The 24435-nt window shown below is 67.6% G+C and carries 26 protein-coding genes; 12 read left to right on the top strand and 14 right to left on the bottom strand.

What is annotated here, in order from left to right:
- Positions 1-140: 140 nt before the first annotated feature.
- Both LC039_RS18670 and betC read right to left on the bottom strand, forming a co-directional pair.
- Positions 141-1802: a BCCT family transporter gene (locus tag LC039_RS18670; protein WP_226627277.1), complete on the bottom strand. Its 1662-nt coding sequence runs from the start codon at positions 1800-1802 to the stop codon at positions 141-143.
- 105 nt (positions 1803-1907) lie between these two features.
- Positions 1908-3431 carry a choline-sulfatase gene (betC, locus tag LC039_RS18665; RefSeq protein ID WP_226627276.1) on the bottom strand — a complete coding sequence of 508 codons (1524 nt, stop codon included), beginning with the start codon at positions 3429-3431 and terminating at the stop codon, positions 1908-1910.
- Positions 3432-3608: 177 nt separating this feature from the next.
- Between betC and LC039_RS18660 the strand changes: the two genes are divergently transcribed.
- Positions 3609-4544: a LysR family transcriptional regulator gene (locus LC039_RS18660; protein ID WP_226627274.1), complete on the top strand. Its 936-nt coding sequence runs from the start codon at positions 3609-3611 to the stop codon at positions 4542-4544.
- Positions 4545-4564: 20 nt separating this feature from the next.
- Here LC039_RS18660 and LC039_RS18655 read toward each other — a convergent pair whose 3' ends face one another.
- Together LC039_RS18655 and LC039_RS18650 are read right to left on the bottom strand one after the other, a co-directional pair.
- Positions 4565-4969, bottom strand: a complete 405-nt coding sequence (locus LC039_RS18655; RefSeq protein WP_226627272.1) for a hypothetical protein — start codon at positions 4967-4969, stop codon at positions 4565-4567.
- The gene (locus LC039_RS18650; RefSeq protein WP_226627271.1) at positions 4969-6171 is read right to left on the bottom strand and encodes a pyridoxal phosphate-dependent aminotransferase; all 1203 of its coding nucleotides are present in this window, start codon (positions 6169-6171) and stop codon (positions 4969-4971) included. Before LC039_RS18650 ends, LC039_RS18655 begins: the two co-directional genes overlap by 1 nt.
- 114 nt (positions 6172-6285) lie before the next feature.
- Here LC039_RS18650 and LC039_RS18645 point away from each other — a divergent pair, with 114 nt between their 5' ends.
- The 3 genes from LC039_RS18645 to LC039_RS18635 all read left to right on the top strand — a co-directional run bounded on the left by LC039_RS18645 (position 6286) and on the right by LC039_RS18635 (position 7587).
- The gene (locus LC039_RS18645) at positions 6286-6681 is read left to right on the top strand and encodes a helix-turn-helix domain-containing protein (RefSeq protein ID WP_226627269.1); all 396 of its coding nucleotides are present in this window, start codon (positions 6286-6288) and stop codon (positions 6679-6681) included.
- A gap of 3 nt (positions 6682-6684) precedes the next feature.
- Entirely contained in the window at positions 6685-6960 is a 276-nt protein-coding gene (locus LC039_RS18640; protein WP_226627267.1) for a succinate dehydrogenase assembly factor 2, read from the top strand.
- Positions 6961-7089: 129 nt separating this feature from the next.
- Positions 7090-7587 (top strand): winged helix DNA-binding protein, encoded by a 498-nt coding sequence (locus LC039_RS18635; RefSeq protein ID WP_226627265.1) that lies wholly within the window; start codon positions 7090-7092, stop codon positions 7585-7587.
- Between the two features lie 228 nt (positions 7588-7815).
- Here the strand turns inward: LC039_RS18635 and htpX are convergent, their stop codons facing one another.
- The 5 genes from htpX to LC039_RS18610 form a co-directional block, all read right to left on the bottom strand.
- A complete protein-coding gene (gene htpX / locus LC039_RS18630; protein ID WP_226627264.1) occupies positions 7816-8862 on the bottom strand; it encodes a zinc metalloprotease HtpX in 1047 nt (348 codons plus the stop codon).
- Between the two features lie 76 nt (positions 8863-8938).
- The gene (locus tag LC039_RS18625; protein WP_226627307.1) at positions 8939-9613 is read right to left on the bottom strand and encodes a DUF1194 domain-containing protein; all 675 of its coding nucleotides are present in this window, start codon (positions 9611-9613) and stop codon (positions 8939-8941) included.
- 67 nt (positions 9614-9680) lie between these two features.
- Complete coding sequence (locus LC039_RS18620; RefSeq protein WP_226627262.1) at positions 9681-10115, bottom strand: VOC family protein; 435 nt, start codon at positions 10113-10115, stop codon at positions 9681-9683.
- A gap of 78 nt (positions 10116-10193) precedes the next feature.
- Positions 10194-11573 carry a hypothetical protein gene (locus LC039_RS18615; protein ID WP_226627260.1) on the bottom strand — a complete coding sequence of 460 codons (1380 nt, stop codon included), beginning with the start codon at positions 11571-11573 and terminating at the stop codon, positions 10194-10196.
- An 88-nt stretch (positions 11574-11661) separates the two neighbouring features.
- Positions 11662-12705, bottom strand: coding sequence for a hypothetical protein (locus tag LC039_RS18610; protein WP_226627259.1), 1044 nt, complete (start codon positions 12703-12705; stop codon positions 11662-11664).
- Between the two features lie 236 nt (positions 12706-12941).
- On the opposite strand from LC039_RS18610, the gene LC039_RS18605 reads away from it, so the two are divergent.
- The 6 genes from LC039_RS18605 to LC039_RS18580 all read left to right on the top strand — a co-directional run bounded on the left by LC039_RS18605 (position 12942) and on the right by LC039_RS18580 (position 18511).
- On the top strand, positions 12942-13772 hold the full coding sequence (locus LC039_RS18605; RefSeq protein ID WP_226627257.1) for a thymidylate synthase: 831 nt from the start codon (positions 12942-12944) through the stop codon (positions 13770-13772).
- Positions 13772-14248, top strand: a complete 477-nt coding sequence (locus LC039_RS18600) for a dihydrofolate reductase (protein WP_226627255.1) — start codon at positions 13772-13774, stop codon at positions 14246-14248. Before LC039_RS18605 ends, LC039_RS18600 begins: the two co-directional genes overlap by 1 nt.
- Positions 14249-14962: 714 nt before the next feature.
- Positions 14963-15568 carry an outer membrane protein gene (locus LC039_RS18595; RefSeq protein ID WP_226627254.1) on the top strand — a complete coding sequence of 202 codons (606 nt, stop codon included), beginning with the start codon at positions 14963-14965 and terminating at the stop codon, positions 15566-15568.
- Positions 15569-15741: 173 nt separating this feature from the next.
- Positions 15742-16116, top strand: coding sequence for a hypothetical protein (locus LC039_RS18590; protein WP_226627252.1), 375 nt, complete (start codon positions 15742-15744; stop codon positions 16114-16116).
- 102 nt (positions 16117-16218) lie between these two features.
- Positions 16219-18177 (top strand): DNA topoisomerase IV subunit B, encoded by a 1959-nt coding sequence (parE, locus tag LC039_RS18585; protein WP_226627250.1) that lies wholly within the window; start codon positions 16219-16221, stop codon positions 18175-18177.
- 112 nt (positions 18178-18289) lie between these two features.
- Complete coding sequence (locus LC039_RS18580) at positions 18290-18511, top strand: hypothetical protein (protein WP_226627248.1); 222 nt, start codon at positions 18290-18292, stop codon at positions 18509-18511.
- Here LC039_RS18580 and LC039_RS18575 read toward each other — a convergent pair.
- Entirely contained in the window at positions 18496-18834 is a 339-nt protein-coding gene (locus tag LC039_RS18575) for a hypothetical protein (RefSeq protein WP_226627247.1), read from the bottom strand. The genes LC039_RS18580 and LC039_RS18575 overlap by 16 nt on opposite strands.
- 237 nt (positions 18835-19071) lie before the next feature.
- Between LC039_RS18575 and LC039_RS18570 the strand changes: the two genes are divergently transcribed.
- Positions 19072-19785 (top strand): DUF1194 domain-containing protein, encoded by a 714-nt coding sequence (locus LC039_RS18570; RefSeq protein WP_226627245.1) that lies wholly within the window; start codon positions 19072-19074, stop codon positions 19783-19785.
- Between the two features lie 41 nt (positions 19786-19826).
- Positions 19827-20513 (top strand): hypothetical protein, encoded by a 687-nt coding sequence (locus LC039_RS18565; protein WP_226627243.1) that lies wholly within the window; start codon positions 19827-19829, stop codon positions 20511-20513.
- 65 nt (positions 20514-20578) lie between these two features.
- Here LC039_RS18565 and LC039_RS18560 read toward each other — a convergent pair whose 3' ends face one another.
- From LC039_RS18560 to LC039_RS18545, 4 genes are all read right to left on the bottom strand, one after another.
- Entirely contained in the window at positions 20579-20776 is a 198-nt protein-coding gene (locus LC039_RS18560) for a CsbD family protein (RefSeq protein WP_226627242.1), read from the bottom strand.
- 106 nt (positions 20777-20882) lie between these two features.
- Entirely contained in the window at positions 20883-21284 is a 402-nt protein-coding gene (locus LC039_RS18555; protein WP_226627240.1) for a c-type cytochrome, read from the bottom strand.
- A gap of 72 nt (positions 21285-21356) precedes the next feature.
- Entirely contained in the window at positions 21357-22817 is a 1461-nt protein-coding gene (locus tag LC039_RS18550; RefSeq protein ID WP_226627238.1) for a bromoperoxidase, read from the bottom strand.
- A 465-nt stretch (positions 22818-23282) separates the two neighbouring features.
- Positions 23283-24435 (bottom strand): hypothetical protein (locus LC039_RS18545; protein ID WP_226627236.1); only part of this gene is annotated, 1153 nt, incomplete at its 5' end.

The following is a 24435-nucleotide window of genomic DNA, read 5'->3' as shown; positions in this document are numbered from 1 at the left end:
TTACTGAGCGCTCGGCGCAAGGCGAAACATTTCCGGGCAATTTGAGGTGACTGACCATGTTGAGGCAACACTGCCCAGCCCCCGAAACGGCACCAGCCGGCGCATGATTGCGCCGGCCGGGCCCCCTGACCGCATCGGCCTCATTCGGCCGGCGGCACCTCCACGGTCACCGAGGGCACGCCGTGGCGCGCGCGCAGACCGTCGCGATAGATCGCCTTGAACAGGCCAAAGCACATCAGCAGCATCACCACCGAGAAGGGCAGCGCGCCGATCACCATGGCGGTCTGGATCGCGGTGAGCCCGCCGACCAGCAGCAGCGCCCCGACTACGACGCCCAGCGTCACACCCCAGAAGATAATGTGCGGGCGCGCCTTCGGACCCTCGTCGCCCGCCGCGTTGATCGTGTTGACGATCAGCACCGCCGAGTCGGCCGAGGTGACGAGATAGGTCATCAGCAGGATCACGATGATCACCGCCATGCCCCAGCCCAGCACGTCGCCGAGCATGATGCCGGTCATGGTGAAGATCTTGGCGCCGTCGGTGGAGGCGAAGATCGCGCCATCGGCGAGGCCCGAGAGCTCCATGTCGATCGCCGTGCCGCCGGCGAAGGAGAACCAGACGAAGCACATGATCGACGGCACGATCATCGCGCCGAGCACGAACTCGCGGATCGTCCGGCCGCGCGAGATGCGCGCGAGGAACAGGCCGACGAAGGGCGCGAAGGCCACCCACCAGGCCCAGTAGAACACCGTCCAGGCGCCCTGCCAGCCCGAGAGCGCGTCGCCGGTTTCCGACCCGTCGGCGCGGTAGACGGTGAACAGCATTTTGGGCAGCGCGATCAGGTAGTCGATCATGCCCACGAACAGCGCCTGCAGGCCGAACCAGGTGGAGCCGAAGATCATCAGGAAGGCGAGCAGGAAGATCGACAGCCCCATGTTGAGGTTCGACAGCCACTTGATGCCCTTGCCGACGCCCGAGAGCGCCGAGAGGGTCGAGGCCCCCATGATGACCACCAGCGCGACGATGATGCCGGCGGGCGAGGCGTTGCCCTCGGCGGTCACCAGCCAGTCGCCGATGCCGATCTTGCTCATGCCGGCGACGAACTGCTCGACGCCGAAGCCCAGGGTCTGCGCGACGCCGAGGATGGTGGCGATCACCGCCACGATATCGACGAGGTGGCCGAGCGGGCCCGAGAGCGCCGAGCCGAAGAGCGGCGTCAGCGAGGAGCGAATTGTCAGCGGCAGGCCGCGGCGGTAGGTGAAATACCCCAGCGCAAGCCCGGCGATGGCATAGGAGGACCAGGCCGAGAAGCCCCAGTGCAGGTAGCTGTACTTGTAGGCGTTCATGAAGTTGTTCATGCTCTCGCCGTCGGCCAGCCCCTGGATCACCTCGGGGTTGTTGCGGAAGTGGTAGATCGGCTCGGCCACCGCCCAGGTCAGCATGCCGACCCCGATTCCCGCGCCGAACATCATGGAAAACCACGAGAAGTTGTCGAACTCGGGGCGTTCGTCGTCATGACCGAGCCGCAGCTTTCCGGCCGCCGGCCAGAGCGCCAGCGCGAGGCAGACGATCACGAAGAAGGCCATCACGTAGATGTACCAGGTCGCGAAGTTGGCGAGGATGAAGGTGTTGAGCCCGCCGAGCACGCCACCGGCCTGCTCGGGGAAGGCGACGGCCCAGAGCACCAGCCCGCCGACGGCGAGCTTGGAGGTCACGGTCACGTCGAGCGAGAAGCCGTTGTAGAAGCCCTTGTCGGCTGTCTTGATCGGCAGGTCAGAGAGGGGAGGTTCAATCTTTGCCATTCGGGTGTGTCCCTGTTGATCGGGCGTTGGGATAGTCCCGGCCGCAGCGCCCGTGGGCGGCCGGGTTGTGGTTGTTCGGCAGAGGCGCGCGGAAGCGACGCAAGGTCACTCGCCGCGGGGGAAGCGCGCGTTCTCCTCGACGACGTTGAGATCCATGTGGTTGCGCATGTAGCGCTCCGACGCCTTCTGCAGCGGCTGGAAGTCCCAGGGGTAGTAGTTGCCGTTGCGCAGCGCCTCGTAGACGATCCAGCGCCGGGCCTGGCTCTGGCGCACCTCGGCGTCGAAGCGGCCGAGATCCCAGCGGGCATCCGCCGCCGCGCTGAACCGCGCCAGCGTCTCGGCGTGCGCCGGGTCCTGGGCGAGGTTGGTCAGCTCGTGCGGGTCGGTCTCGAGATCGAAGAGCTGATCGGGGTCGAGCGCGCAGCGGGTGTATTTCCAGCGGCCCTGGCGCAGGCAGACCAGTGGCGCGTAGGAAGCCTCGGCGGCGTACTCCATCGCCACCGGCGTCTCGCGCGTGCCGCCCTGCCCCAGCGGCACGAGGCTCTCGCCATCGGTCCAGGGGGCGATCTCGTCGATCGCCACGCCGGCGAGGTCGCAGAGCGTCGGGCAGACGTCGATATTGCTCACCGGGGTGTCGACGCGGGCCGGTGCCATCTGCGGCGCGGCGATCATCATCGGCACGCGCGCCGAGCCCTCGAAGAAGGACATCTTGAACCACAGGCCCCGGTTGCCGAGCATGTCGCCGTGGTCCGAGACCAGCAGGATGATGGTGTTCTCTTCCTGGCGGGTGCCGCGCAGCGCCTCCATGACCTCGCCGATCTTGTCGTCGAGATAGGAGATATTGGCGAAATAGGCGCGGCGCGAGCGGCGCACGTCGTCCTCGGTGATGTCGAAGCTGCGCCAGTCGTTGGCGTCGAAGATGCGCTTGGAGTGCGGGTCGTGCTCCTCGTAGGCCATCGGGCCGACCTCGGGCAGCAGGTGCTCGCAGTCTTCGTAGAGGTCCCAGTACTTGCGGCGCGCCACGTAGGGGTCGTGCGGGTGGGTGAAGCTGACGGTCAGGCACCAGGGGCGGTCGTCGTGGCCGCGGCCGAGGTCGTAGACCTTGCGCGTGGCGTTGTAGGCGACCTCGTCGTCATACTCCATCTGGTTGGAGATCTCGGCGACGCCCGAGCCGGTGACCGAGCCCATGTTGTGGTACCACCAGTCGATGCGCTCGCCGGGCTTGCGGTAGTCCGGGGTCCAGCCGAAGTCGGGCGGGTAGATGTCGGTGGTCAGCCGCTCCTCGAAGCCGTGCAACTGGTCCGGCCCGACAAAGTGCATCTTGCCCGACAGGCAGGTCTGGTAGCCGGCGCGGCGCAGGTGGTGGGCATAGGTGGGGATCGAGGAGGCGAACTCGGCGGCGTTGTCATAGACCCCGGTGCGCGAAGGAAGCTGGCCCGACATGTAGCTCGCCCGGCCCGGCGCGCACAGCGGCGAGGCGGTATAGGCGTTGCGGAACCGGGTGGAGCGTGCCGCCAGCGCCTTGAGGTTGGGGGCGTGCAGCCAGTCGGCCGGCCCGTCGGGGAAGAGGGTGCCGTTCAGCTGGTCGACCATGAAGATCAGGATATTCGGGCGGCTCGTCTGGCTCATGCGGGGCGCTGTCCTTTCCACGCGTCGTTGCGCCCGCCGGAGGGCGGACGTGTCTGTCGCAACATGGCGCGACCCACCCGCTGGGCAAGCGGGGCGCGCGGCGATTGCGTCGGTGTCGTGATATAAGTTTTGGAGAGAGTAGTTGACTTTCACCAAGATGCACCGCGAAATCAGCTTATGCCTGATATTGACATTACTTATGGCACATTCGCGCGCTACGCTGCCGATCTGAGCCTCTTCCTGCTGGTCGCGGACTGCGGGCAGCTGTCGCGCGCCGCAGAGATCGCGGGGATGTCGCAGCCGCGGCTGAGCCAGCGGATGAAGTCGCTCGAGGAGGCGCTCGGCAAGGTGCTGCTGCGGCGCGAGCGGCGCGGGGTCGCGCTGACCCGCGACGGGCAGGCGCTGCGCGCGGCACTGGCGCCGCATCTCGGCGAGGCCGCCGCCGGCTTTGCCCGGTTCCAGCGCCCCGCGCGCCGCCGGACGGTGGTGATCGAGACCGACCTCGCCTTTGCCAGCCTGCGCTTTCTGCCGGTGTTTCCCTCGCTCTGCGCCGCCTTTCCGGACCTCGGCATCTCGCTGCTGACCCGGCAGCTTCCCGAGGCGGGCGCGGACCGCGAGGCGGACCTGCGGATCCGCATGGAGCCGCGCCACGAGGGGACGGACACCGCCTGCTGCCTGTTTGCCGAACGGGTGATGGCCGTCTGCAGCCCGGCCTTCCGCGACGCGCACCCCGGGCTCGGCGATGCGGAACCGCTGCAGGGGCTGCCGCTGATCGAGCTGACCTCGGCGACCGGCGCGCCCTGGTTCACCTGGGGCAGCTGGCTGGCGCAGCTCGAGCCGGACACAGGCGTCCGCGGCGGTGGCGAGCGGATCAGCTTCAACAGCTACGACCACGTGATCCAAGCGGCGGAAAAGGGGCTGGGCGTGGCGCTCGGCTGGCGCGGGCTGATCGACAGCCGACTGGAGACCGGCGCGCTGGTGCCCGCCCTGCCCGACGCCGCGGGCACCGAGCTGGAGAGCGGGCACGGCTACATGCTGCGGATGCTCGCCCGTCAGCCGGGCGAGGACGTGCGCGCGGTCTACGCGTGGATCCGCGACAGTTTCAGTGGCTGAGGCTCCGGCAGGGCCCGGGCTCAGCCCTCGCGGCTCAGCTTCTCGGCCCGGCGCCGCACCAGCACCCCGCGCAGGTCGTGCATGGCCAGAAGCAGCGCATCCGTGACGTCCTCGAGCTCGGCGTCGCTGGCCTTCGACTGCGCCCATTGCGCGGCGGCGTTGAGCTGGTCGACGGTGCGCAGGATCTCGTCGTGGCTGCGCCGCGCGAGCTGCGCCTTGCGCGTCTCCACCCAGTCAGCGATCGCCGCCAGTTCCTCGGGCGTGAGCTGGTGATCGCCGTGAGCGCGCACCTCGCCCTTGGCGAGGTTGACCACGGCGATCTGGTTCAGTTCGATGCGGCGCTGCCGGTTCTCGCCGTCCACGCGGAACACGAGGGCCCCGTTGTCGCGGGTGCGGAAGAAGAACTCCGGCAGCGCCCCAGACACTACTTGAGACCTTCGCAGAAGGCGGCGATGCGCTTGCAGGCCTCGGTCAGCGTTGCATCCGAGGTGGCATAGGAGATGCGGAACGCCGGCGACAGGCCGAAGGCCGCGCCGAAGACCACGGCAACGCCGTTTTCCTCAAGCAGGGCGGTGGCGAAATCCTCGTCGGTGTCGATCTTCTTGCCGCTCGCCGAGGTCTTGCCCAGCAGACCGCCGATGGTGGGGTAGACGTAGAAGGCGCCCTCGGGGGTTGGGCACTCGATGCCCTCGATGGCATTGAGCGCGTCGACCACGAGGTCGCGGCGGCGCTTGAACACCTCGACCCACTCGCCGAGGAAGTCCTGCGGCCCGTTCAGCGCCTCGACCGCCGCCCACTGGCTGATCGAGCAGGGGTTGGTGGTGCTCTGCGACTGGATCTTGCGCATGGCGGCGATCAGCGGCTCCGGCCCGCCGGCGTAGCCGATGCGCCAACCGGTCATCGCGTAGGCCTTGGAGACGCCGTTGCAGGTCAGCGTGCGCTCGTAGAGCGCCGGCTCGACCTCGGCCGGGGTGCAGAACTCGAAACCGTCGTAGGCGAGGTGCTCGTACATGTCGTCGGACATGATCCACACGTGCGGGTGCTTCATCAGAACGTCGGTCAGCGCCTTCAGCTCGGCGCGCGAATAGCCCGCGCCGGTGGGGTTGGACGGCGAGTTGAACAGGAACCACTTGGTTTTCGGGGTGATCGCCGCCTCGAGCTGCTCGGGGGTGATCTTGTAGCCGCGCTCGGGGGCGCCCTCGATGATCACCGGCTCGCCCTGCCCCAGCTTCACCATGTCCGGGTAGCTCACCCAGTAGGGCGCGGGGATGATCACCTCGTCGCCGGGGTTCAGCGTCGCGAGGAAGGCGTTGAACAGCACCTGCTTGCCGCCGGTGGAGACCGAGATCTGCGACGGCTTGTAGCTCAGCCCGTTGTCGCGTGCGAACTTGGCGCAGATCGCCTGCTTCAGCTCGAGGATGCCGTCGGGGGCGGTGTACTTGGTCTTGCCCGCGTCCATGGCGGCCTTGGCGGCGTCCTTGATGTGGTCGGGCGTGTCGAAGTCCGGCTCCCCGGCGCCAAGACCGATCACGTCCTTTCCGGCGGCCTTCAGCTCGTTGGCAAGCTGGGTCACCGCCACAGTCGGCGAGGGTTTCACGCGGGAGAGGGTCTCGGAAAGAAAGGGCATTTGGGCACCGTTTGTATTGCTGCGCCTCATGTCATAGGCTGCGCCCCGACACCGTTCAAGCGGCTTCCCCCGCGTCGCCCGATGCGGTGGCACGAATGCCGCGAAAGGAGAGTCATGATCGACGAGAACGACTGGTACGGCCCCGATGCGGCCACTTTCGGCGACCGGCTCGCCGCGGCCCGAGAAACCGCCGGAATGGAGCAGGATGCGCTGGCAAAGCGCCTCGGCGTGCAGCTCAAGACCCTGCAGGGCTGGGAAAACGACCTGTCCGAGCCGCGTGCCAACCGGCTGCAAATGCTGGCGGGACTGCTCAACGTGCCGATGGTCTGGCTGATCACCGGCGAGGGCGACGGGATCTCGGCGCCGAACGAGGATGCCCAGGAGATTTCCCCCGATCTCGATGAAACGCTGCTTGAACTTCGCGCGCTGCGCGGCGAAATGCGGGCGGCGGGCGAACGTCTCGGCCGCCTCGAGAAGAAGTTGCGCAAGATGCTCAAGGAAGGGGCCTGAGAGATGACCGCAGAACTCACCGGTGAGACCCGCGAGAACCGCCTCAAGCGGCTGCGCATGCGCTCGATGCGCCGCGGCACCAAGGAAATGGACATCATCCTCGTGCGCTACGCCGACGCGCGGCTCGAGGCGATGACCGAAGCCGAGCTCGACGCCTACGAGGCGCTGCTCGACGAGTATGACCCCGATCTCTACCAGTGGATCTCCGGCCAGCGCCCCGCGCCCGAGGAGCTGCGGCCGCTGATCGCCGAGATTGCCCGGGTCGCCGCCAACGGCTGACACGCCGCCGCAATGCGCGTCGAGCGCGCATTTCGACGTATCTGACTAGATTTAACCTATTCTTGGTCTTTTCCCTTCAGAACCTTCGGTCATTCGGCATTGGGCCGCATGGAACTGGCGGAGAAGATCATGAGCATCCACGCCCCCCTGGGTAGAAAGCCGGTCACGGGATACGTGGCGGGTTACCTCGAAACCCTGTCGCTGCTCGAGCGGCTGCACCGATTGCTGCTCGACGTGGTCAAGGACGAGTTCGAGCGCGTCGGCATTCTCGAGATCAACGCGGTGCAGGCGCTGCTGCTGTTCAACATCGGCGACAACGAGGTGACGGCCGGCGAGCTGAAGTCGCGCGGCTACTACCAGGGCTCGAACGTCAGCTACAACCTCAAGAAGCTGGTCGACATGGGCTACATGCACCACCAGCGCTGCGAGATCGACCGCCGCTCGGTGCGGGTGCGGCTGACCGAGAAGGGGCGCAATATCCGCACCCTCGTCGACGAGCTGTTCCAGCGCCATTCTGAGGGGCTGGAGGCGCGGCAGATCGTCGACCTGCAGGGGCTGGAAGACGTGAACAGCGGGCTGCGCCGGCTCGAGCGCTTCTGGACCGACCAGATCCGCTACATCTACTGACCCGCCTGGCCGGCGGCTCGGGCGGGTACGGGCGCACGACGTGTACGGGTCGCAGCGGCTATCCCTGTTGTCTCGTCCTGGGCAGGGCCGCGCGACCGCCGATCGGGCTTGTCACTGAATGGGTTGGCCACCTTGATCAGCGCTCGACTCTTGATCAGCGATCACTTCGTGTCCCAGATCATTGCTTGCGCCTTGCCCGACTGGCGGGCTCTCCGGCAACCGGCCTGATCAGCTCCAGGGACCCTCATCCCCACCACGGTCGCCGCCGCGACGCTTGCGCGGCACGGGGCGCGGGCGGCCCGCGACGCTGGGGCGGTCCGGCGAATCCTCGATCACCTCGAGACCACTGTCCCGGCCCGGCGGGCGACCGGCGAACTCGCTCCCTGCCCCGGCCCAGTCGCCGCTGCGCTGCGCCGGACGCGCCTGGCCGAAGCCGCCCTGCGCCGCCAGTTGCTGCAGGGCCGCGATGCGGTTCTCGGTGGCGGGGTGGGTAGCGAAGAGGTTGTCGCGCTTGTGCATGTGCAGCGGGTTGATGATGAACATATGCGCCGTCGCCGGGTTCCGCTCGGCCTGCGGGTTGTCGATCCGAGCGGCGCCGCGCTGGATCTGCGCCAGCGCCGATGCGAGCCACAGCGGGTTGCCGCAGATCTCCGCCCCGGCCTTGTCGGCGGCATATTCGCGGGTCCGGCTGATCGCCATCTGCACCAGCCCCGCCGCCATCGGCGCCAGGAACATCATCGCCAGCGTGCCGACGATGCCCATGCGGTTCTCGTCGCGCGAGCCGCCGAAGAAGAAGGCGAAGTTGGCCAGCATGGAAATCGCGCCCGCGAAGGTCGCGGTGACCGTCATGATCGCCGTATCGTGGTTGCGGATATGCGCCAGCTCATGCGCCACCACCCCGGCCAGCTCCTCGCGCGAGAGGCTGCGCAGCAGGCCCGAGGTCACCGCCACGGCGGCATTCTGCGGGTTGCGCCCCGTGGCGAAGGCATTGGGCTGCGGGTTGTCCATCAGGTAGACCTTGGGCATCGGCAGCCCGGCGTTGCGCGCCAGTTCCGCCACCATGTCGTGCAGCCCGAAGCGGTCGCCCGGCGAGAGCGGCTGCGCGCCGTGCATGCGCAGCACCATCTTGTCGGAGTTCCACCAGGTGAAGACATTCATCCCCCCGGCGAAGATCAGCGCGATCACCATGCCGGAGCTGCCGCCGATCAGGTAGCCGAGCCCCATGAACAGGGCGGTCATCGCGGCCATCAGCAGGGCCGTCTTCGCATATCCCATGGCGAGTCTCCGTCAGGCTGGATGAGGGCGTGTCGCTGGACATATAGGCCCGCGCCCCGCCCGAACCAAGACGGGCTCAGCGCAGCTCGGACTCCGTCACGTCTTCCGGCCCGGGAATGGGCACCAATTCGCCCACCATCATGTCATTGATCTCGCGGAAGAGCTTGCGCGACATGGCCCGCAGGAAGTCCTCGTAACCCGAGGCGACCTCGACGAAGGCGCCCGGCCCGTGCCGTACCTCGCCCTCGAAATATTCCACCACCCGCGGGTCCGAGCCCATCACCGCCAGACCGTTCACCGTCACCCCCTCGAAGGGGTAATGCGCATAGGCCTGCTGCGGGCGGAAGCCGTCGTTGGTGATGCCGTCGCCGGAGACGTCGATGACCTGCCGCTCGCAGGCCGGCGCCACCTCGAGGACGCCCGCGCCGAAGCCGAGCGCATAGCCCATGGCGGTGGGGTAGCGGTTGTAGCTGCGCGGCGCGGTCAGCAGGCGGACCACGGCGGCGTCGATCGCCGCCTCGTCCTGCAGCATGGTCCAGTCGAGCACCAGCTGCGACTGGTTGCGCCCGCTCCATTCATAGGCCGAGAGCGCCACGAGCCCGCCGCCCTGCAGGATCGCGCGGCGCACGTCGGCATCGCGCAGCGCCCCGGCGAGCCCCTCTTTCTGCAGGCGGTATTCCTGGTCATCGACCGAGGAGGAAACGTCGAGCGCCAGCACCAGCGCCAGTCGGCAGGGCGTCTGCTGCGCCATGGCGGCGGCGCCGGACCAGAGGCCCAGCCCCAGCGTCAGGGCAGCGGCGAGACGCCCCCCCACCGGCTTACCAGTGGCCGGTGTTGGGCATGCTCGCCCAGGGTTCTGCGGGCTCCTTGGCATCGCCCTGCTGAAGCAGCTCGACCGAGACGTTGTCGGGCGAGCGCACGAAGGCCATGTGCCCGTCGCGCGGCGGGCGGTTGATCGTCACCCCCGCATCCATCAGCGTCTGGCAGGCCTCGTAAATGTCGGGCACCGAATAGGCGAGATGGCCGAAATGGCGCGAATCCGACGGCAGCCCGTCGTCGCCATCCCAGTTGTAGGTCAGCTCGACATCGGCGGTGCCGTCATCCTGATCGGGCGGGCAGAGGAAGACGAGCGTGAAGCGACCCTTTTCGCTTTCCGTCCGGCGCCGCTCCTTCAGTCCCAGCAACTCGTAAAATGCGATGGATTTGTCGAGATCCTTCACGCGAACCATGGTGTGCAGGTAGCGGATCGGCATTTCTTGCCCTTTCCTCTTAGTCTTGGAGTCTTTGATCCATAGGCTAGCAGGCCGCGCCCACTTGTCGAGACTTCACATTCAGAAGCGCGATTTGAAGCCGAGGCTGAGGGCGAAGGTCTCGGTCTCGAACCGGCTCACATTGCTCTCGGATCGCTCGGCGCTGAGATCGAGCACGGGCACGAAACCGGCGTAGTCGAGCTTGTCGAAACGCAGTTGCATCTCGGCCCGCCAGACCTCGTCCTCGCGCCCGCCGGGCACCGGGAAGAGCACGCGGTAATCCGGGTAACGGTGCTCGAAGGCCGAGAGCCCGAACGACAGGCGCACCGGTCCCAGCGGCGCGCCGGGCTCGTAGCCGAGCCGCAAGCCGAGGGTATCGCGGGTGATCTGACCGTTGTCGGAGTCGGCCGCCCCGCCGACGAGCATCGCCGACACCGCGCCCCGCGCGCCGAAGTCATGGATCACCCCGAGCTGATAGCCCAGCGTGTCGACATCGTCGAAGTCGTTCTCCGCATCCTGCTGGTGCTGCCACGACAGGCCGCCGGTCAGCGCGGTGAGCGCCCCGAGCGGCTGCACGAAACTGAGCGCGGCGCGGCGGTAGTCGTAGCTGCGCTCGCCGCCCTGCCAGGCGCGGCCGAGGGTCGCGCTGCCGGACACAAGCGGCCCCTCCTCTCCGAGCTGGCGCCGATGCTGCAGGCCGATCTCGAGCGACGAGGCGCCGAAATCCGAATTCTCGACGTCCGGCGCCTTGTCCCGCGACTCGTCGCTCAGCCAGACGCGGCGCAGCGTGCCGTAGCCGCGCAGCCTGGTTTCGGATGTCGGACCGCGCTGCAGCGCGTAGCCCAGCGACAGCGCGCCGCGCGCCGAAACCCCCGAGAGCGCCTGCGCCGAGGGCGAGAGGATTCCGACCAGCGGCAGCCCGTCGACGGTGCTGATCTCCTCCGAGGCGCCGCCGTTGACGTTCGACGAGGGCGCGACCGACAGATCGAGCGACAGGCTGAGCCGCGACAGGCTGCGCAGCGCCCTGTATTCGCGCCCGGCCCGCTGTTCGAGCGCCTCGCTCGGCACATCCATCATCGCCCGCCGCATCCAGAGCTGCGACAGGAAATAGCGGCCGTCGAGCGCATGCGCCGCCGCCATGACCCGCGCCGCCTCGTGCTTCTGCACGTCCGTCTTCGCATAGCGCAGCGTCTGCCGGGCCGCCTTGCGCGCCTCGGCGGGGTTGCCGCGGCGCAGCTCGGCCTGTGCGATGACGAAATGGCCGTAGGGATCGGCGGGGTCGGCGCGCAGCAGCAGCCCGCCGAGTTCCACGGCCAACGCGTAATGACCGGTCTGCACCGCCCGCAGCGCCGCGATCCGCATCTGCGTGGCGCTCAGCGTCATGCCGCCGAGGGCCGAGGCAGCCTCGGAGGACACGGCACGGGTTGCGGCGCCCGCCGCGGTGGAGGCAGGCTGCGCCATGGCCCCTTCCGCCTGGACGGCAGCGCCGGCAAGAGAAGACGCAGCCAGCACCGCAGCGACAAGGGCGGCCCGAAGCATCATGTCGGCTTCAGTCAAGAAGGTCGCAGATCTCGCTCGCCGCACCTGCCGAACCGCATTGGGTCAGAACGAACATCCCGACTTCTTCCATCGTGCCTCCCTCGACCCCCAGGATCCCGTCCGCACTGTAGGACATGTTCGTGAGCCCGGCGACATAGCGCGCGTTCTCGCCGCCGAAAATCCCGCCGTAGGAGCCGCTGATCGAAAGATCGTCATCCGGATTGTTCTTCACCGAGCCGAGGAATTCGCCAGAGTCGTCGATGTCCGCCAGCTCGAGGAAGACATCATTCAGGCGTTCGGTCGTACCAGTATCGGCGGGAGAGATGATGTCGCGGTTGAAGATCTGCCCGTTCACCTCGTTGTCCACGAAACTCACGTTCAGGAAGATCACCCCGCGCATCATCGCGGGTTGGCCCGGCAGGTCGAGTTCATCGTACCCGTCGGGCAATGTGCCCGGATCGAGCAACTCGGTACCAGCGCGCGTACTGAGATTGGTCACCGCCGCGTAATCCCCGGCGTAGGTGACCTGCTGGTCCTCGCCGGCTGCCGGAGGGTCGTAGCTGCCGTCGCGGGCGTAGATGCCGCCCTGGAAATGCGTGTCGAACTGCCCGCCGGACCCCACGCTGGCCGCGGCCACGCTGCCGTCGATGCTGGTTGCCCCCAGCGCCATGAAGAACCGGTCGAGCGGGTCCTCCTGCAGCGAGTAGGCGATATAGTCATCGAGCCCCAGCACGTCGGTGAGCGTGTCGTTTCGCGTGTAGACCGCGTCCGCCGAGCCCGAGTCGAGCCCGTTGATGGTCACCGTCACGCTGTTCATGTCTTCCGCGAAACTGAATTTCGCGAGGTTCTCCGCCAGCTCGTCAGGAATGCCGTCCGTGTCCGTGGTATCGTCGTCGCCGTCCTCCCCGTCGTCGTCGCTGCCCTCGCACTCCTGCAGCGGGTTGTCGCGGACGCAGTCCTCATCGTCCTGCAAGGGGTTCTCACCACTGCCGCTGCTGCTGCCGCAGGCCGCGAGCAGCGCCACGAGAGAGAGCGCAATACCAAGTGTTTTCATGAATCTGCCCCGGATCCGGCCGCGTGTGTTTTGCCGCCAAGGCTAGGAGCGGACGGCGCACCGATCAATCTCCCCCACAGGCGATAACGGCCGTGTGAGACAATTCTGCCGCCACAGCATATCGGCCACCCGGCGCCTTCTTACCCCACATCTTGCCAAAAAACGGCGGTTCCGCCTTTGCCTCGCCGCCGCGATCCGCTATCTCGGAGGGGCAACACGACCAGCCCGGAGGCCCCATGCGCCAGTATCTCGACGCCCTGCGCACCGTGCGCGATCTCGGCACCCGCTCGACCGACCGCACCGGCACCGGCACGATTTCGTATTTCGGGATGCAGTGCCGCTACCCGCTGGCCGAGGGTTTCCCGCTGGTGACCACCAAGAAGCTGCACCTGCGCTCGATCATCCACGAGCTGCTGTGGTTCCTCGCCGGCGACACCAACATCAAGTATCTCAAGGACAATGGCGTCTCGATCTGGGACGAATGGGCCGACGAAAACGGCGATCTCGGGCCGGTCTACGGCCACCAGTGGCGCCACTTCCCGACCATCCGCGAGGAGATCGGCGACGACGGCGCCTCCCGCGTGCTGCTCGGCGAGGTCGACCAGATCGCCCAGCTGGTCCAGATGATCAAGACCAGCCCCGACAGCCGCCGCCTCATCGTCTCGGCCTGGAACCCGGGCGAGATCGGGCAGATGGCCCTGCCCCCCTGCCACACGCTCTGGCAGGTGCGGATCATCGGCGGCAAGCTGCACCTGCAGCTCTACCAGCGCTCGGCCGACATGTTCCTCGGCGTGCCGTTCAACATCGCCTCCTACGCGCTGCTGACGGTGATGCTGGCGCATGTGACCGGCTACGAGCCCGGCGATTTCATCCATTCGATCGGCGATGCGCATATCTATCTCAACCACCTCGAGCAGGTGGAGACGCAACTTGCCCGGACGCCGCACGCGCTGCCGTCGCTCAAGCTGGCGCGCGACGTGCCCTCGCTCTTCGATTTCCGCTTCGAGGATTTCATCATCGAGAACTACGCGCCCGAGCCCGGCATCAAGGCCCCGGTGGCCGTCTGATGCTGACGCTGATCGTCGCCCGCGCCCGCAACGGCGCCATCGGCCGGGACAATGACATCCCCTGGTTCAAGCCGGAGGATCTGAAGATGTTCCAGCGCGAGACCTCGGGCGGCGCGCTCATCATGGGTCGCCGCACCTGGGAGAGCCTTCCGGTCAAGCCGCTGAAGAACCGTCTCAATATCGTGGTCTCGCGCGACAGCTCGCTGACCGAGCACGTCTGCGGCTCGCTGGACGAGGCCGTGGCGCTTGCGCAGACCATGGGCTACTTCCGCGTCTACGGCATGGGCGGCACCTCGGTCTACGAGGGGCTGCTGCCCAAGGCCGACCGGCTGCTCGTCACCGAGGTCGACCTCGAGGTCGAGGGCGCGGATGCCTTCTTCCCGGCGTTCGACGAGGCGGACTGGCACGAGCTTGGCCGCAAGGAGCTGGGCGGCGACGCTCCGGCCTGCGTGGTGCGGGAACTGCTGCGCCGCTAGCCTTCCCTGCCCCCGGGCAGCCCCTCTCCGTGCTGCCCCGGGGAATTGCGATTCATTCGCGGCCCTGGACTCGCCTTATGCTTGTGGCGACCCTCTCCGGCGCATTGCCCGCACGGGCCGCGCGCGAAGCCGCTGCGGTGACGCTCTTCCACCATCTCCAGCTTTGCTGCCCTGCGCGCACATGAGGGCGGGTGTCGGCCGCCCGTGAGCGCGCGTTTGTCCGGCCCCGGTGCTCAGCCTGCCGCCGACCCAAGGCGCGATCCTGAAGGCTGGCGCTCCCAGCCCAAAGGCGCCAGCGCCTCCCCCCTCGCCTTACATGACCGCGGCGCCAGCCAGCGCCTCCCGTGCCCCCGACGAGGCACCGGCGCGCGCACATGTTCCGCACATGAGTCGGGCGGCTTGCTCCGAATGTGCCAATTCTCTGTTCACGGGCGCGTGTCAAACCTGACACTTCCGTAGCGTAATGTGATCAGAAAAGGTTCCAACCCCTCAGGATAATGAGCCAATTTCTGCCTGCATGGCTACACGCTACGGCTGCATTTGGCCGAGACCCCTCTGCGCGGTCGATTTTCGTGGTGGTTCCGCCACAGCACGTTCATGTGACCGATATGTGTGGATCGTTCCGGACGGTTATCTGGTTGTATCCTCAGTCACACGCTCCGAAGCGAGCATGGACAACACATGACGAAACATGAAGAATATGGAGCAGACCCAATGAAATTCGCTCGTATCGCTCTCCCGGCCCTCCTCGCAGGCACCGTGGCAGTTCCCGCTTTCGCCGGCAGCCTCGAGCCGACCGTTGTCGAGCCCGTGGTCACCCCCGCTCCCGTTCCGGTTGCGGTCGGCCGTGACTGGACCGGCTTCTCCGGCGGCCTGCAGCTGGGCTACGGCGGCTTCGACACCGACGGCACGCCGGACGACTATGATGACGCCATGACCTATGGCCTGAAGGCGTACTACGACTACGACTTCGGCGACTGGGTTCTCGGCGGTGGCGTCCAGTACGACTGGACCGACGCGGAGCTCGGCGACGCCGGCGACCTGGACGGCATCATGCGCGCTGGCGCACGTCTCGGCTACGACATGGGTGACACCATGGTTTACGGCACCGGCGGCTACGCCAAGGCCTTCACCGACGGCGGCACCATCGACGGCGGCGACTCCGACGGTTACTTCGCAGGTATCGGCACCGAGACCTTCCTGAACGACAACTGGACCGTCGGCACCGAGCTCACCTACAACGAGTTCACCGACTTCGACGCCGACGACATGGAACTGAAGAACACCCAGTTCAACGTCTCGCTGAACTACCGCTTCTGATCGAGGCAAGTTGCAGGGCCGTCGGCCCTGCGACGGATGCCCGGCCTCCGCGTGAGGCCGGGCATTTTCTTTGCAGGACCTGATTTTCTTTGCAGAGCCAGGACGTTCCGAATTTTCCGCGGTGCCGTTAGGGATTTCGTCATGAAGGCGTTACACTTTTCCCCATGTGGCGCATGCAGTCGATTCCCCTTTCCGCGTGCCTTGCAGGCATGATCCCGGCGCTTGCCGGGGCATCGTATGCCAGGGCTTTGTGTGGCAGCGCGCTCGGGCTCGCACTGAGCCTCGCCCTGTCCGCCGCCCCCGCCGCCGCGACCTCGCCCATCGCCGAGGTGATCTGCGAACCCTCGACGCGCATGACCCAGCGCCTGAAACGCCAGCAGGGCGCGACGCTTGCCTCCACCGGCGTGCGCAGCCCCGACGAGGTGCTCGAGCTCTGGCTGGATCCCCGCGACAACTGGACGATGGTCATCGCCTACGCCAGCGGCACCTCCTGCATCGTTGCCATGGGCGCCCATTGGTCCAGCATGCAGACACAAGATCCGGCCTGATCCACAGCGTCATCCCCATGATGATGGGGTGCGGGGCTTTTCTGGCAAGCCGCGCTCTGCCATACTCGTCAGCAATCAGAATCCGGGAACGAGCAGCAACACATGGCCGACGATCTTCTCGCCGCAACCGAATCCGCCTCCTATGACGCCTCCTCGATCGAGGTTCTCGAGGGGCTCGAGCCGGTGCGCAAACGCCCCGGCATGTACATCGGCGGCACCGACGAGCGGGCGCTGCACCACATGGTGGCGGAGATCCTCGACAACTCGATGGACGAGGCGGTGGCCGGCCATGCCAACCGCATCGAGGTCGAGCTGCTGGCGGATTACTCGATCACCATCCGCGACAATGGCCGCGGCATCCCGATCGATCCGCACCCCAAGTTCCCGGGCAAGTCGGCACTCGAGGTGATCCTCTGCACGCTGCACGCGGGCGGCAAGTTCTCGGGCGATGCCTATGAGACCTCGGGCGGCCTGCACGGCGTCGGCGCCTCGGTGGTCAACGCGCTGTCGGATTCCATGGTCGTGCAGGTGGCACGCAACAAAGAGCTCTTCGAGCAGCGCTTCTCGCGCGGCATCCCGCAGGGCCCGGCCGAGAAGATCGGCGCCGCGCCGAACCGCCGCGGCACCACGGTGACCTTCCACGCCGACGAGGACATCTTCGGGCACCACCGGTTCAAGCCGTCGCGCCTGCTTAAGATGGTGCGCTCCAAGGCCTACCTCTTCTCGGGCGTCGAGATCCGCTGGAAGTCCGCCATCGAGGAAGGCGACACCCCGATGGAGGCCACCTTCCACTTCCCCGGCGGCCTCGCCGATTACCTGACCGAGACACTGGGCACGGCGAGCACCTATGCCGACAAGCCCTTCTCAGGCACCGTCGACTTCCGCGAGAAGTTCAACGCGCCGGGCAAGGTGGAATGGGCGATCAACTGGACCCCGTCGCGCGACGGCTTCATCCAGTCCTACTGTAACACCGTGCCCACCCCCGAGGGCGGCACCCATGAAGCGGGCTTCTGGTCGGCCATCCTCAAGGGCATCCGCGCCTACGGCGAGCTGGTCAACAACAAGAAGGCCAATCAGATCACCCGCGACGACCTGATGACCGGCGGCTGCGCGCTGGTATCGTGCTTCATCCGCGAGCCGGAATTCGTCGGCCAGACCAAGGACCGCCTCGCCACCACCGAGGCGCAGCGCCTCGTCGAGGGTGCGGTGCGCGACCACTTCGACAACTGGCTGGCCTCCGACACCAAGTCGGCGGGCGCGATCCTCGACTTCCTCGTGCTGCGCGCCGAGGAACGTCTGCGCCGCCGCCAGGAAAAGGAGACCGCCCGCAAGTCGGCCACCAAGAAGCTGCGCCTTCCGGGCAAGCTGACCGACTGTACCGCCAAGAACCGCGAGGGCACCGAGCTGTTCATCGTCGAGGGCGACTCGGCCGGCGGCTCGGCCAAGGGGGCGCGCTTCCGCGAGACCCAGGCGCTGCTGCCGCTGAAGGGCAAGATCCTCAACGTGCTGGGCGCGGCATCGAACAAGCTGGGCTCCAACGCCGAGATCCGCGATCTCTGCGAGGCGCTCGGCGTCGGGCTGGGCACCAAGTTCAACCTCGACGACCTGCGCTACGACAAGATCATCATCATGACAGATGCGGACGTCGACGGCGCCCATATCGCCTCGCTGCTGATGACCTTCTTCTTCACCCAGATGCGGCCGCTGATCGACCAGGGGCACCTCTACCTCGCCTGTCCGCCGCTCTACCGGCTGACCCAGGGCGCGCGGCGCATCTACGTCGCCGATGACGCCGAGAAGGAGCTGATGCTGGCCAAGGGGCTCGGCGGCAAGGGCAAGATCGACGTGCAGCGCTTCAAGGGTCTGGGTGAAATGGACGCCAAGGACCTGAAGGAAACGACGATGGATCCGGCGACCCGCAAGCTGATCCGCGTCACCATCGACGAGGACGAGCCCGGTGAAACCGGCGACCTGGTGGAGCGCCTGATGGGCAAGAAGCCCGAACTGCGCTTCCAGTACATCCAGGAAAACGCCCGTTTCGTGGAAGAACTCGACGTCTGAGCCGGCGCGATGCCGCGGGCGGCGGAAGGTGCAATCGCAAAACGGTTGTTTTCCGTCCCCGTTTGGCACACCCTTAGGGCGTTCCATTCACGACAGACGAACGCCTGACCCGATGACCAGACCGACGCTCCTGCGCCTTCAGATTACCAGCTTCGTGCTGGTGCATATCCCTCTTTTCGCCCTGGTGCTCTACGCGCTGACGGATGGCATCGCCGGCAAGCTCGACCTGCTGCTGGTTGCGCTTCTGGCCACCGTGGTGGCGGCGATCGCGATCTGGATGACCCTGGGCCGCGCGCTCGGCGGCACGGCGCAGCCGGTTCAGAACAGCGCGTAAATCAGCAAGGCGATCACGCCCAGCTTCACCGCGATCACCAGCGCCAGCAGGCCGCGGTGCTCGGGCGCCAGAAGTTCCTGCCAGAAGCTCCGCGGCGACGGCGCCCCGAAAAGCCGCGCCTGCACCGCATCGAAGACGCGCGGCGGCGGCGCCTGCTCCTCGACCGGCCCCATGAAGCCGATCAGCCGGCTTTGCCAAAAATCCATCTCGCGCTGCATCTCGGGATCGCGCGCGACCGCGCGCAGCCCGTCCTCCCGCTCCTGAACGGGCAGAAGGCCGAGCGCGAGCTCGGCGGCAAGCAGGGATTTCTCGGGGCTGGTCATCTGGCTGGTCCCGCGGTGATCCTCCGGCGCAGCGGCCTGCCGCCCGGAGATTGTCCGGGCCCAAAAGGCCGCTGGCATTCATCCAGAGTGCCGCATCCCGCGCCCCGGTGCAATCTTGCCGTGGCTTAAAGGCCAATAAGGACTTGCGGGCCGGGACTTGCTTACGGGCCTGTGACTTTCTTTTGCGCCCGCGCGATGGCAGGCTTGGACACGTGCCTGCAACGCAAGGAGCCGTAGATGCGTCCCCTGTTCCTGAGCCTCGCCCTTGCCTCTTCTGCCGCCTGCCCCGCCGCCGCCTTCGCTCAGGACACCGACCTGGAACTCGTGCTGCTGGCCGATGCCTCCGGCTCGATCACTCCGGGCGAGCTGCAGTTCCAGCGTGAGGGCTACGCGCAGGCGATCACCGACCCCGAGGTGCTCGCCGTGATCGCCGGCACCGCCTACGGCCATATCGCCGTGACCTACGTCGAATGGGCCGCCAACCAGGCGCAGGTGGTGGACTGGACGCTGATCGACAGCGCCGAGGCGGCGCAGGGCTTCGCCGCCGCGCTGCTCGACGAGCCGCGGCAGGCCTATGGCCGCAACGCCATCGGCGCCGCGCTGCTGGAAGGGCTGCGGCTGATGGAGGAGAATGAGATCGAGGGCTGGCGCCGGGTGATCGACTTCTCGGGCGACAGCGCCAACAGCTGGGCCGGACCGAGCATCGAGTCGGCGCGTGCGCAGGTGGTCGCTGCCGGGGTGACGATCAACGCCCTGCCGATCCTGCCCCCGGGCGATCCCGGCCGCGCCCACGGCGGGCTCGAGACGCTCTACGAGGAGCTGATCATCGGCGGCATCGGCGCCTTCGTGGTCACCGCCGACACCCGCGACAGCTTTGCCGAGGCGGTGAAGAAGAAGCTGATCCTCGAGATCTCCGGCTTGCCCGGCGCGAGCTACGCGGCGGCGGAGTAGTTCCCTTGCACACCTTGGAAAAAGCGGTGCACCCTGTCCCCATGCGTATCCTGTTCTGCCTGTTGCTCGTGCTCGGCCTCGCGGCCTGCGGGCGTCCGCTCACCCCCAACGAAACCGCCTTTCTCGAGGCCATGCAGGGCCCGCAGCTCGACCGGGGCCGGGTGCGCTTCCATGACGGGCTGGCCTCGCGCGCGGTGACCTTCGAGCGGCCGATCCGCCCGCGCCTCGCCTGCACCGAGCGCATCTGGCCCCCGTCGAAAGGAGAGACCGTTACCGTCTCGCCAGCGGCGCTGACGCTGTTCAACCACATCTTCTACCGCGAGGATGTCTATCTCGACGATTACCTGCCGCGCTATCCCGAGCGGCTGAACCTCTACGCCGCCATGCTCTTCGCGCATGAGATGACCCACGTCTGGCAATGGCAGAACCGCAAGACCACCGGTTACACGCCGCTGAAGGCCGCCACCGAGCACCAGTCCCACGCCGATCCCTACCTGATCGACCCGGACACCACGGCGCGGTTCCTCGATCACGGATACGAGCAGCAGGGCGCCATCGTCGAGGAATACGTCTGCTGCCAGCTGCTTGACCCCGAGGCGCCGCGCACCTCTCGGCTGCGCGCGATGATCTCCGAGGCGATGCCCATCGGCGGGCTCGACGCGGCGCTGGACGGGGCCGAGGTCGTCATTCCCTGGAAGGACGCGGAGATCGAGAACATCTGCCACTAGGCGCACAACAAAAAGCGGGACCGAATGGCCCCGCCGACGTTGCGTGTCTTGGTCTTGGCGCTCGATCAGAGCTGCTTCTGCCAGGCCGCGACCTGCTCCTCGGCCTCTTCCTTGGCGATGCCGTATTTCTTCTGGATCAGGCCGGCAAGCTGCTCGCGGTCGCCCTTGGCCTGCTGAACCTCATCGTCGGTCAGCTCGCCCCATTGCTCGCGCGCCTTGCCTTTGAATTCCTTCCAGTTTCCTTCGATCTGGTCCCAGTTCATGACGGGCCCTCCTTGAGATTTCGTATGCCTTGAAAACCCCCGAAGGCCCGTCAGGGTTCCGCAACCGGACGGCGACTTTTCCGTGAGGAAGGCACCTTTCCGCGCATCACTCGGCGCGTTGCAGCGCCTGCAGGTAGGCCACCAGGTCGGCGACGGGCTGGACGGTCGGAACCTCTCCGGTCAGCGCCGCCTCCGCATAGAAACCGAAGTACTGGCCGTAGACCGGCATCGGCGAGCCGTGGCTGACCAGCGGGTCGCGCCCGTCGATGCGCTTGACCACCCGCTCGAGAGGAAAGCTGCCGCCATTGGCCGCGGCGAGCTCGGTCAGGTTCACCGGCTTGATCATCAGCACCCCGGCCATCGGCCCCTCGCCGCGCCCGTCGATGCCGTGGCAGGTAGCGCAATGCTCTGTGTAGAGCAGCGCGCCCCGGTCGGCGTCCTGCGCGAGGGCGGCGCCGAGCGGCAGCGCGAGGGTCATCAGGGCGGCGAGAGCAAGAAGGATATGCATGATCGGGACTCCTTTGTGCCCCGAACATGCCTCCGCGATCGCTGCTGCACCTTGATCGGCGTCAAGCGCCGGTCAGATCACCGCGAGATGGGCGCTGCGGCGCTCCGCCAGCATCGGGAAGCGCGTCGGGCGCCCGTCACGGCGCAGCGTGACCCCGACCACGCCCGAGCGGCGCAGGTGGCTGTCGAGGCGCAGCGCGTGGCCATCGAAGTCGGTCATCTCCATCGAGACGCCCTGCGGCAGGCCCCGCACCCAGCCCTGCAGCACCTGCAGCGCCAGCGCCTCGCCGATGCGCAGGTTCTGATGGGTTTCGGCCGGGAACTGTGCCCCGAAGATGACCGGCGCGCGGGCGATGTCGCGGGCGAGCCGCTCGACCTCGCGGCCGATGTCGATGCCCGGCTCGGGGTCGGTCGCCATGCGCAGCCGCGGCGCGGGGCGCGTGTCGAACAGCGCCTTGAACAGGGTCGAGAGCGCCCCGGCGATCACCACCTGCAGAGCGCTGTCCGCGGCCTGCGGCGGCACTCCCCCGGCAGTCATCTCGGGCAGCATATGCGCAAGGCTCCGGCGCGGCTGACGCTGCCCCTGGCGGTTGGCCAGCTCGATCCAGTGCAGCAGATTGGGCGCATAGGTCCGCAACTCCTCGGCGGCGCCGCGCAGCGGATCCCCCTTCCCGGGCCGCAGGTCATCGCGGGCGAGCAGGCCGCCGACGCGCGCCGCGGTCACCGCGGGCGGGCTCGGGCGGTCGGCGCGGGACTGGTGGCGCATGACGGCCTCGAAGGCCCGCTCCGCCGCCTCGGACATAAGCGCCAGAAGCCGCTGCGCGCTGACGGGATCCTCCCCCGCGCCGCAGTCCAGGCCGGGATCGAAGGCGGTGCCGCGCGCGATCAACATCAACGCGGCGTTGTAGAAGACCCGGCAGGGGTGCGCCGCCTGCAGCCGTTCGACAAGCTGCCGCGGCGTGTCCAGCGGCGAGAGCTCTTCGGCCTCCGCGGTCGGCAGCGCGAGCGCGGCGCCGGACTGGCGTGCCACCCAGTCGACCCAGGCCGACATCGGCGCCTCTGCGTCCGGCGCCGCGCCAGAGGTGTCCTGCAAATCCGGCGCACTGCGGTCGACCCAATGGAAGAGCGAAAGCGACGTGCCCGGCCCGTCACCCGCGCCGAACAGCCGGCCAAGCGTCAGCTGCCCGTCACGGCCGAGCCGCTGCGCCCGGCGCGCCTCGCTCTCGGGCGCCAGCGCACCCTCGCAGCGGCGGTCGAACCAGCTGAGGCTGCGGATCTCGCAGAGCAGCTCGTGCAGGGTGAAACGGGTGCGCCCGTCGACCCAGATCACGCAATGCGGATCGCGCAGCGCCGAGAAGGGCACATCCCGGATCAGCGCCAGCGCGTAGAGCTCGGCCAGTTCCGCCGCCAGCTCCGGCGCGGCCATCTGCGGCGGTGGTGGCAGTTGCAGGCAAGGCGTCACACCGCCGCCGGTGCGGCGTCCTCCGTCGATCACCTGGAAGCGCGACGTGTCGACTTTCCGTTGTTCGGTCATCTCGGTTCCCCCCTCTGCAGCGCGACGTTCGCCGTCGCCGAATGGTTAACTTTACGTAAAGCGAAGGTGGGCCGCCCGCGTGAACCGAGCGTGATTGACGCGAGAAAACTCGGTGAAGGTGCCGTGATTTCTCGATTTATCTGCGTCACCTGCGTGAACTTCGCCGAAATTTTGTCGGATCACGCGCGCAATGACGGGCTCTCGCGGCAAATCCGGAGGGCGCGGGCGCCAAATCGGCGGCGCGCGGCGCCCGAGTCGGAGGCCGCGGCGGGCAATCTTGCGGGTCTCGCGCGATGGCGCGCAGGTCAAACTGGTCACGCGTTCCACTCCTGGCCGCCGCGCGCGCCGCGCCGGGGGCCGCAAGCCTGATGGCTGGTCTTCCAAACATGCCGCGACGCCCGTCACCGCATCGGACGGGCGTCGTGACCTGGCGAAGGGGGCCGCCGGGCGCGGCCCCCGGAGGCGTCAGACGATCGGCAGATCGCCGACGAAGGCGTACTCCAGGAAGTCGATGCGCAGCGGCTCGCCCCCGTCCGGCGTGCCGGAGAGCTGCAACAGGTCGCCCGTCTCGATCGAGATCGCCACGATCTCGCGCTCGGCGTAGGACGTGCTGTTGACGATCGATCCGCCGGCATCGGCATCCCAGACGAAGCTGTCGATCTCCTCGCCGTTCAGCAGCAGCGAAAGCTGCGACTGGCCGTCGGATTCGTCGAAGTAGCCCAGCTTGAGATTGTAGACCCCCTCCGCCCCGGCGAAGTTGAAGCCCGCGACATTGGTGCCCCCGCCCGGCGCCTGGATGAACTGACCGTTCGAGGCGTGCACGTTGTTCGCGGCCACGAAACCCTGCAGGTCCATGGTCTCGGCCTCCACCCGCACCGGCTCGGCGCTCGGCGGCGGTGTGACCGGCACGGCGACGTTGAAGCTGGTGAGCGCCGCATTGGCCGCCACCGCGTTGCCGCTGGTGTCGAGCACCTGCCCGCCCGCCAGCGCCACCGTGTAGGCGCCGTTGTCCGCCGTGTCCCAGCTGCCGCCCGGCGCCGCCACCGTGTAGGTGGCGCTGCGCGGGGTGCCGTCGCCGCCGGTGTTCAGCGTGACCCCGGTCACCGTCAGCGCCCCGCCGGGGCCGCTGACCGAGATGTCCGCCACGTCGATGCTCGAGGCATCCAGCGCCACGTTGTCGGCATAGGTCACCGTCACCGTCGTCGTGCCGCCGCCGGCACTGGCGATCCCCGCCGCGCTCACCGAGGTGACGATCGGCGCCTGCAGGTCTTCCACCGGCTCGCCGCCGCCATCCACCGAGGTGAAGTCGAGGTAGTCCACCCGCAGCGGCTCGCCGCCGTCCGGCTGGCCCGAGATCGCCACCACGTCACCCGCCGCCAGCGCCACGCCGGCAAAGGTGTACTCGTTGAAGGACGAGGGGTTGGCGATGGCATCCCCGGCGTTCTGGTCCCAGGTGAAGGTCTCGCGGACCACGCCGTTCACCAGCAGGCTGAGCACCGCGTTGCCGTCCGACTCGTCGAAGTGGCCCACGGTGATCTCGTAGGTGCCCGCCGTCTCGGCGAAGCTCATGCTGGCGACATTCGTCCCGGCGCCCGGCGCCTGGATGAACTGGCCGTTC

The organism is Alloyangia pacifica (assembly GCF_020524285.1).
GTDB classification, from domain to species: Bacteria; Pseudomonadota; Alphaproteobacteria; order Rhodobacterales; family Rhodobacteraceae; genus Salipiger; species Salipiger pacificus_B.
Note: the sequence above shows the minus strand (reverse complement) of the source record. Positions and strands in the feature narration are given on the sequence as shown.

Coding starts and splice junctions, on each gene's coding strand:
- LC039_RS18600 (WP_226627255.1), top strand. CDS start 13,772: ATGCTGACGCTGATCGTCGCCCGCGCCCGCAACGGCGCCATCGGCCGG.
- LC039_RS18550 (WP_226627238.1), bottom strand. CDS start 22,817: ATGACCGAACAACGGAAAGTCGACACGTCGCGCTTCCAGGTGATCGAC.
- LC039_RS18615 (WP_226627260.1), bottom strand. CDS start 11,573: ATGGCGCAGCCTGCCTCCACCGCGGCGGGCGCCGCAACCCGTGCCGTG.
- LC039_RS18645 (WP_226627269.1), top strand. CDS start 6,286: ATGATCGACGAGAACGACTGGTACGGCCCCGATGCGGCCACTTTCGGC.
- LC039_RS18670 (WP_226627277.1), bottom strand. CDS start 1,802: ATGGCAAAGATTGAACCTCCCCTCTCTGACCTGCCGATCAAGACAGCC.
- htpX (WP_226627264.1), bottom strand. CDS start 8,862: ATGGGATATGCGAAGACGGCCCTGCTGATGGCCGCGATGACCGCCCTG.
- parE (WP_226627250.1), top strand. CDS start 16,219: ATGGCCGACGATCTTCTCGCCGCAACCGAATCCGCCTCCTATGACGCC.
- LC039_RS18660 (WP_226627274.1), top strand. CDS start 3,609: ATGCCTGATATTGACATTACTTATGGCACATTCGCGCGCTACGCTGCC.
- LC039_RS18560 (WP_226627242.1), bottom strand. CDS start 20,776: ATGAACTGGGACCAGATCGAAGGAAACTGGAAGGAATTCAAAGGCAAG.
- LC039_RS18570 (WP_226627245.1), top strand. CDS start 19,072: ATGCGTCCCCTGTTCCTGAGCCTCGCCCTTGCCTCTTCTGCCGCCTGC.
- LC039_RS18565 (WP_226627243.1), top strand. CDS start 19,827: ATGCGTATCCTGTTCTGCCTGTTGCTCGTGCTCGGCCTCGCGGCCTGC.
- LC039_RS18620 (WP_226627262.1), bottom strand. CDS start 10,115: ATGCCGATCCGCTACCTGCACACCATGGTTCGCGTGAAGGATCTCGAC.
- LC039_RS18640 (WP_226627267.1), top strand. CDS start 6,685: ATGACCGCAGAACTCACCGGTGAGACCCGCGAGAACCGCCTCAAGCGG.
- LC039_RS18575 (WP_226627247.1), bottom strand. CDS start 18,834: ATGACCAGCCCCGAGAAATCCCTGCTTGCCGCCGAGCTCGCGCTCGGC.
- LC039_RS18635 (WP_226627265.1), top strand. CDS start 7,090: ATGAGCATCCACGCCCCCCTGGGTAGAAAGCCGGTCACGGGATACGTG.
- LC039_RS18595 (WP_226627254.1), top strand. CDS start 14,963: ATGAAATTCGCTCGTATCGCTCTCCCGGCCCTCCTCGCAGGCACCGTG.
- betC (WP_226627276.1), bottom strand. CDS start 3,431: ATGAGCCAGACGAGCCGCCCGAATATCCTGATCTTCATGGTCGACCAG.
- LC039_RS18555 (WP_226627240.1), bottom strand. CDS start 21,284: ATGCATATCCTTCTTGCTCTCGCCGCCCTGATGACCCTCGCGCTGCCG.
- LC039_RS18625 (WP_226627307.1), bottom strand. CDS start 9,613: ATGGCGCAGCAGACGCCCTGCCGACTGGCGCTGGTGCTGGCGCTCGAC.
- LC039_RS18610 (WP_226627259.1), bottom strand. CDS start 12,705: ATGAAAACACTTGGTATTGCGCTCTCTCTCGTGGCGCTGCTCGCGGCC.
- LC039_RS18650 (WP_226627271.1), bottom strand. CDS start 6,171: ATGCCCTTTCTTTCCGAGACCCTCTCCCGCGTGAAACCCTCGCCGACT.
- LC039_RS18605 (WP_226627257.1), top strand. CDS start 12,942: ATGCGCCAGTATCTCGACGCCCTGCGCACCGTGCGCGATCTCGGCACC.
- LC039_RS18580 (WP_226627248.1), top strand. CDS start 18,290: ATGACCAGACCGACGCTCCTGCGCCTTCAGATTACCAGCTTCGTGCTG.
- LC039_RS18590 (WP_226627252.1), top strand. CDS start 15,742: ATGCAGTCGATTCCCCTTTCCGCGTGCCTTGCAGGCATGATCCCGGCG.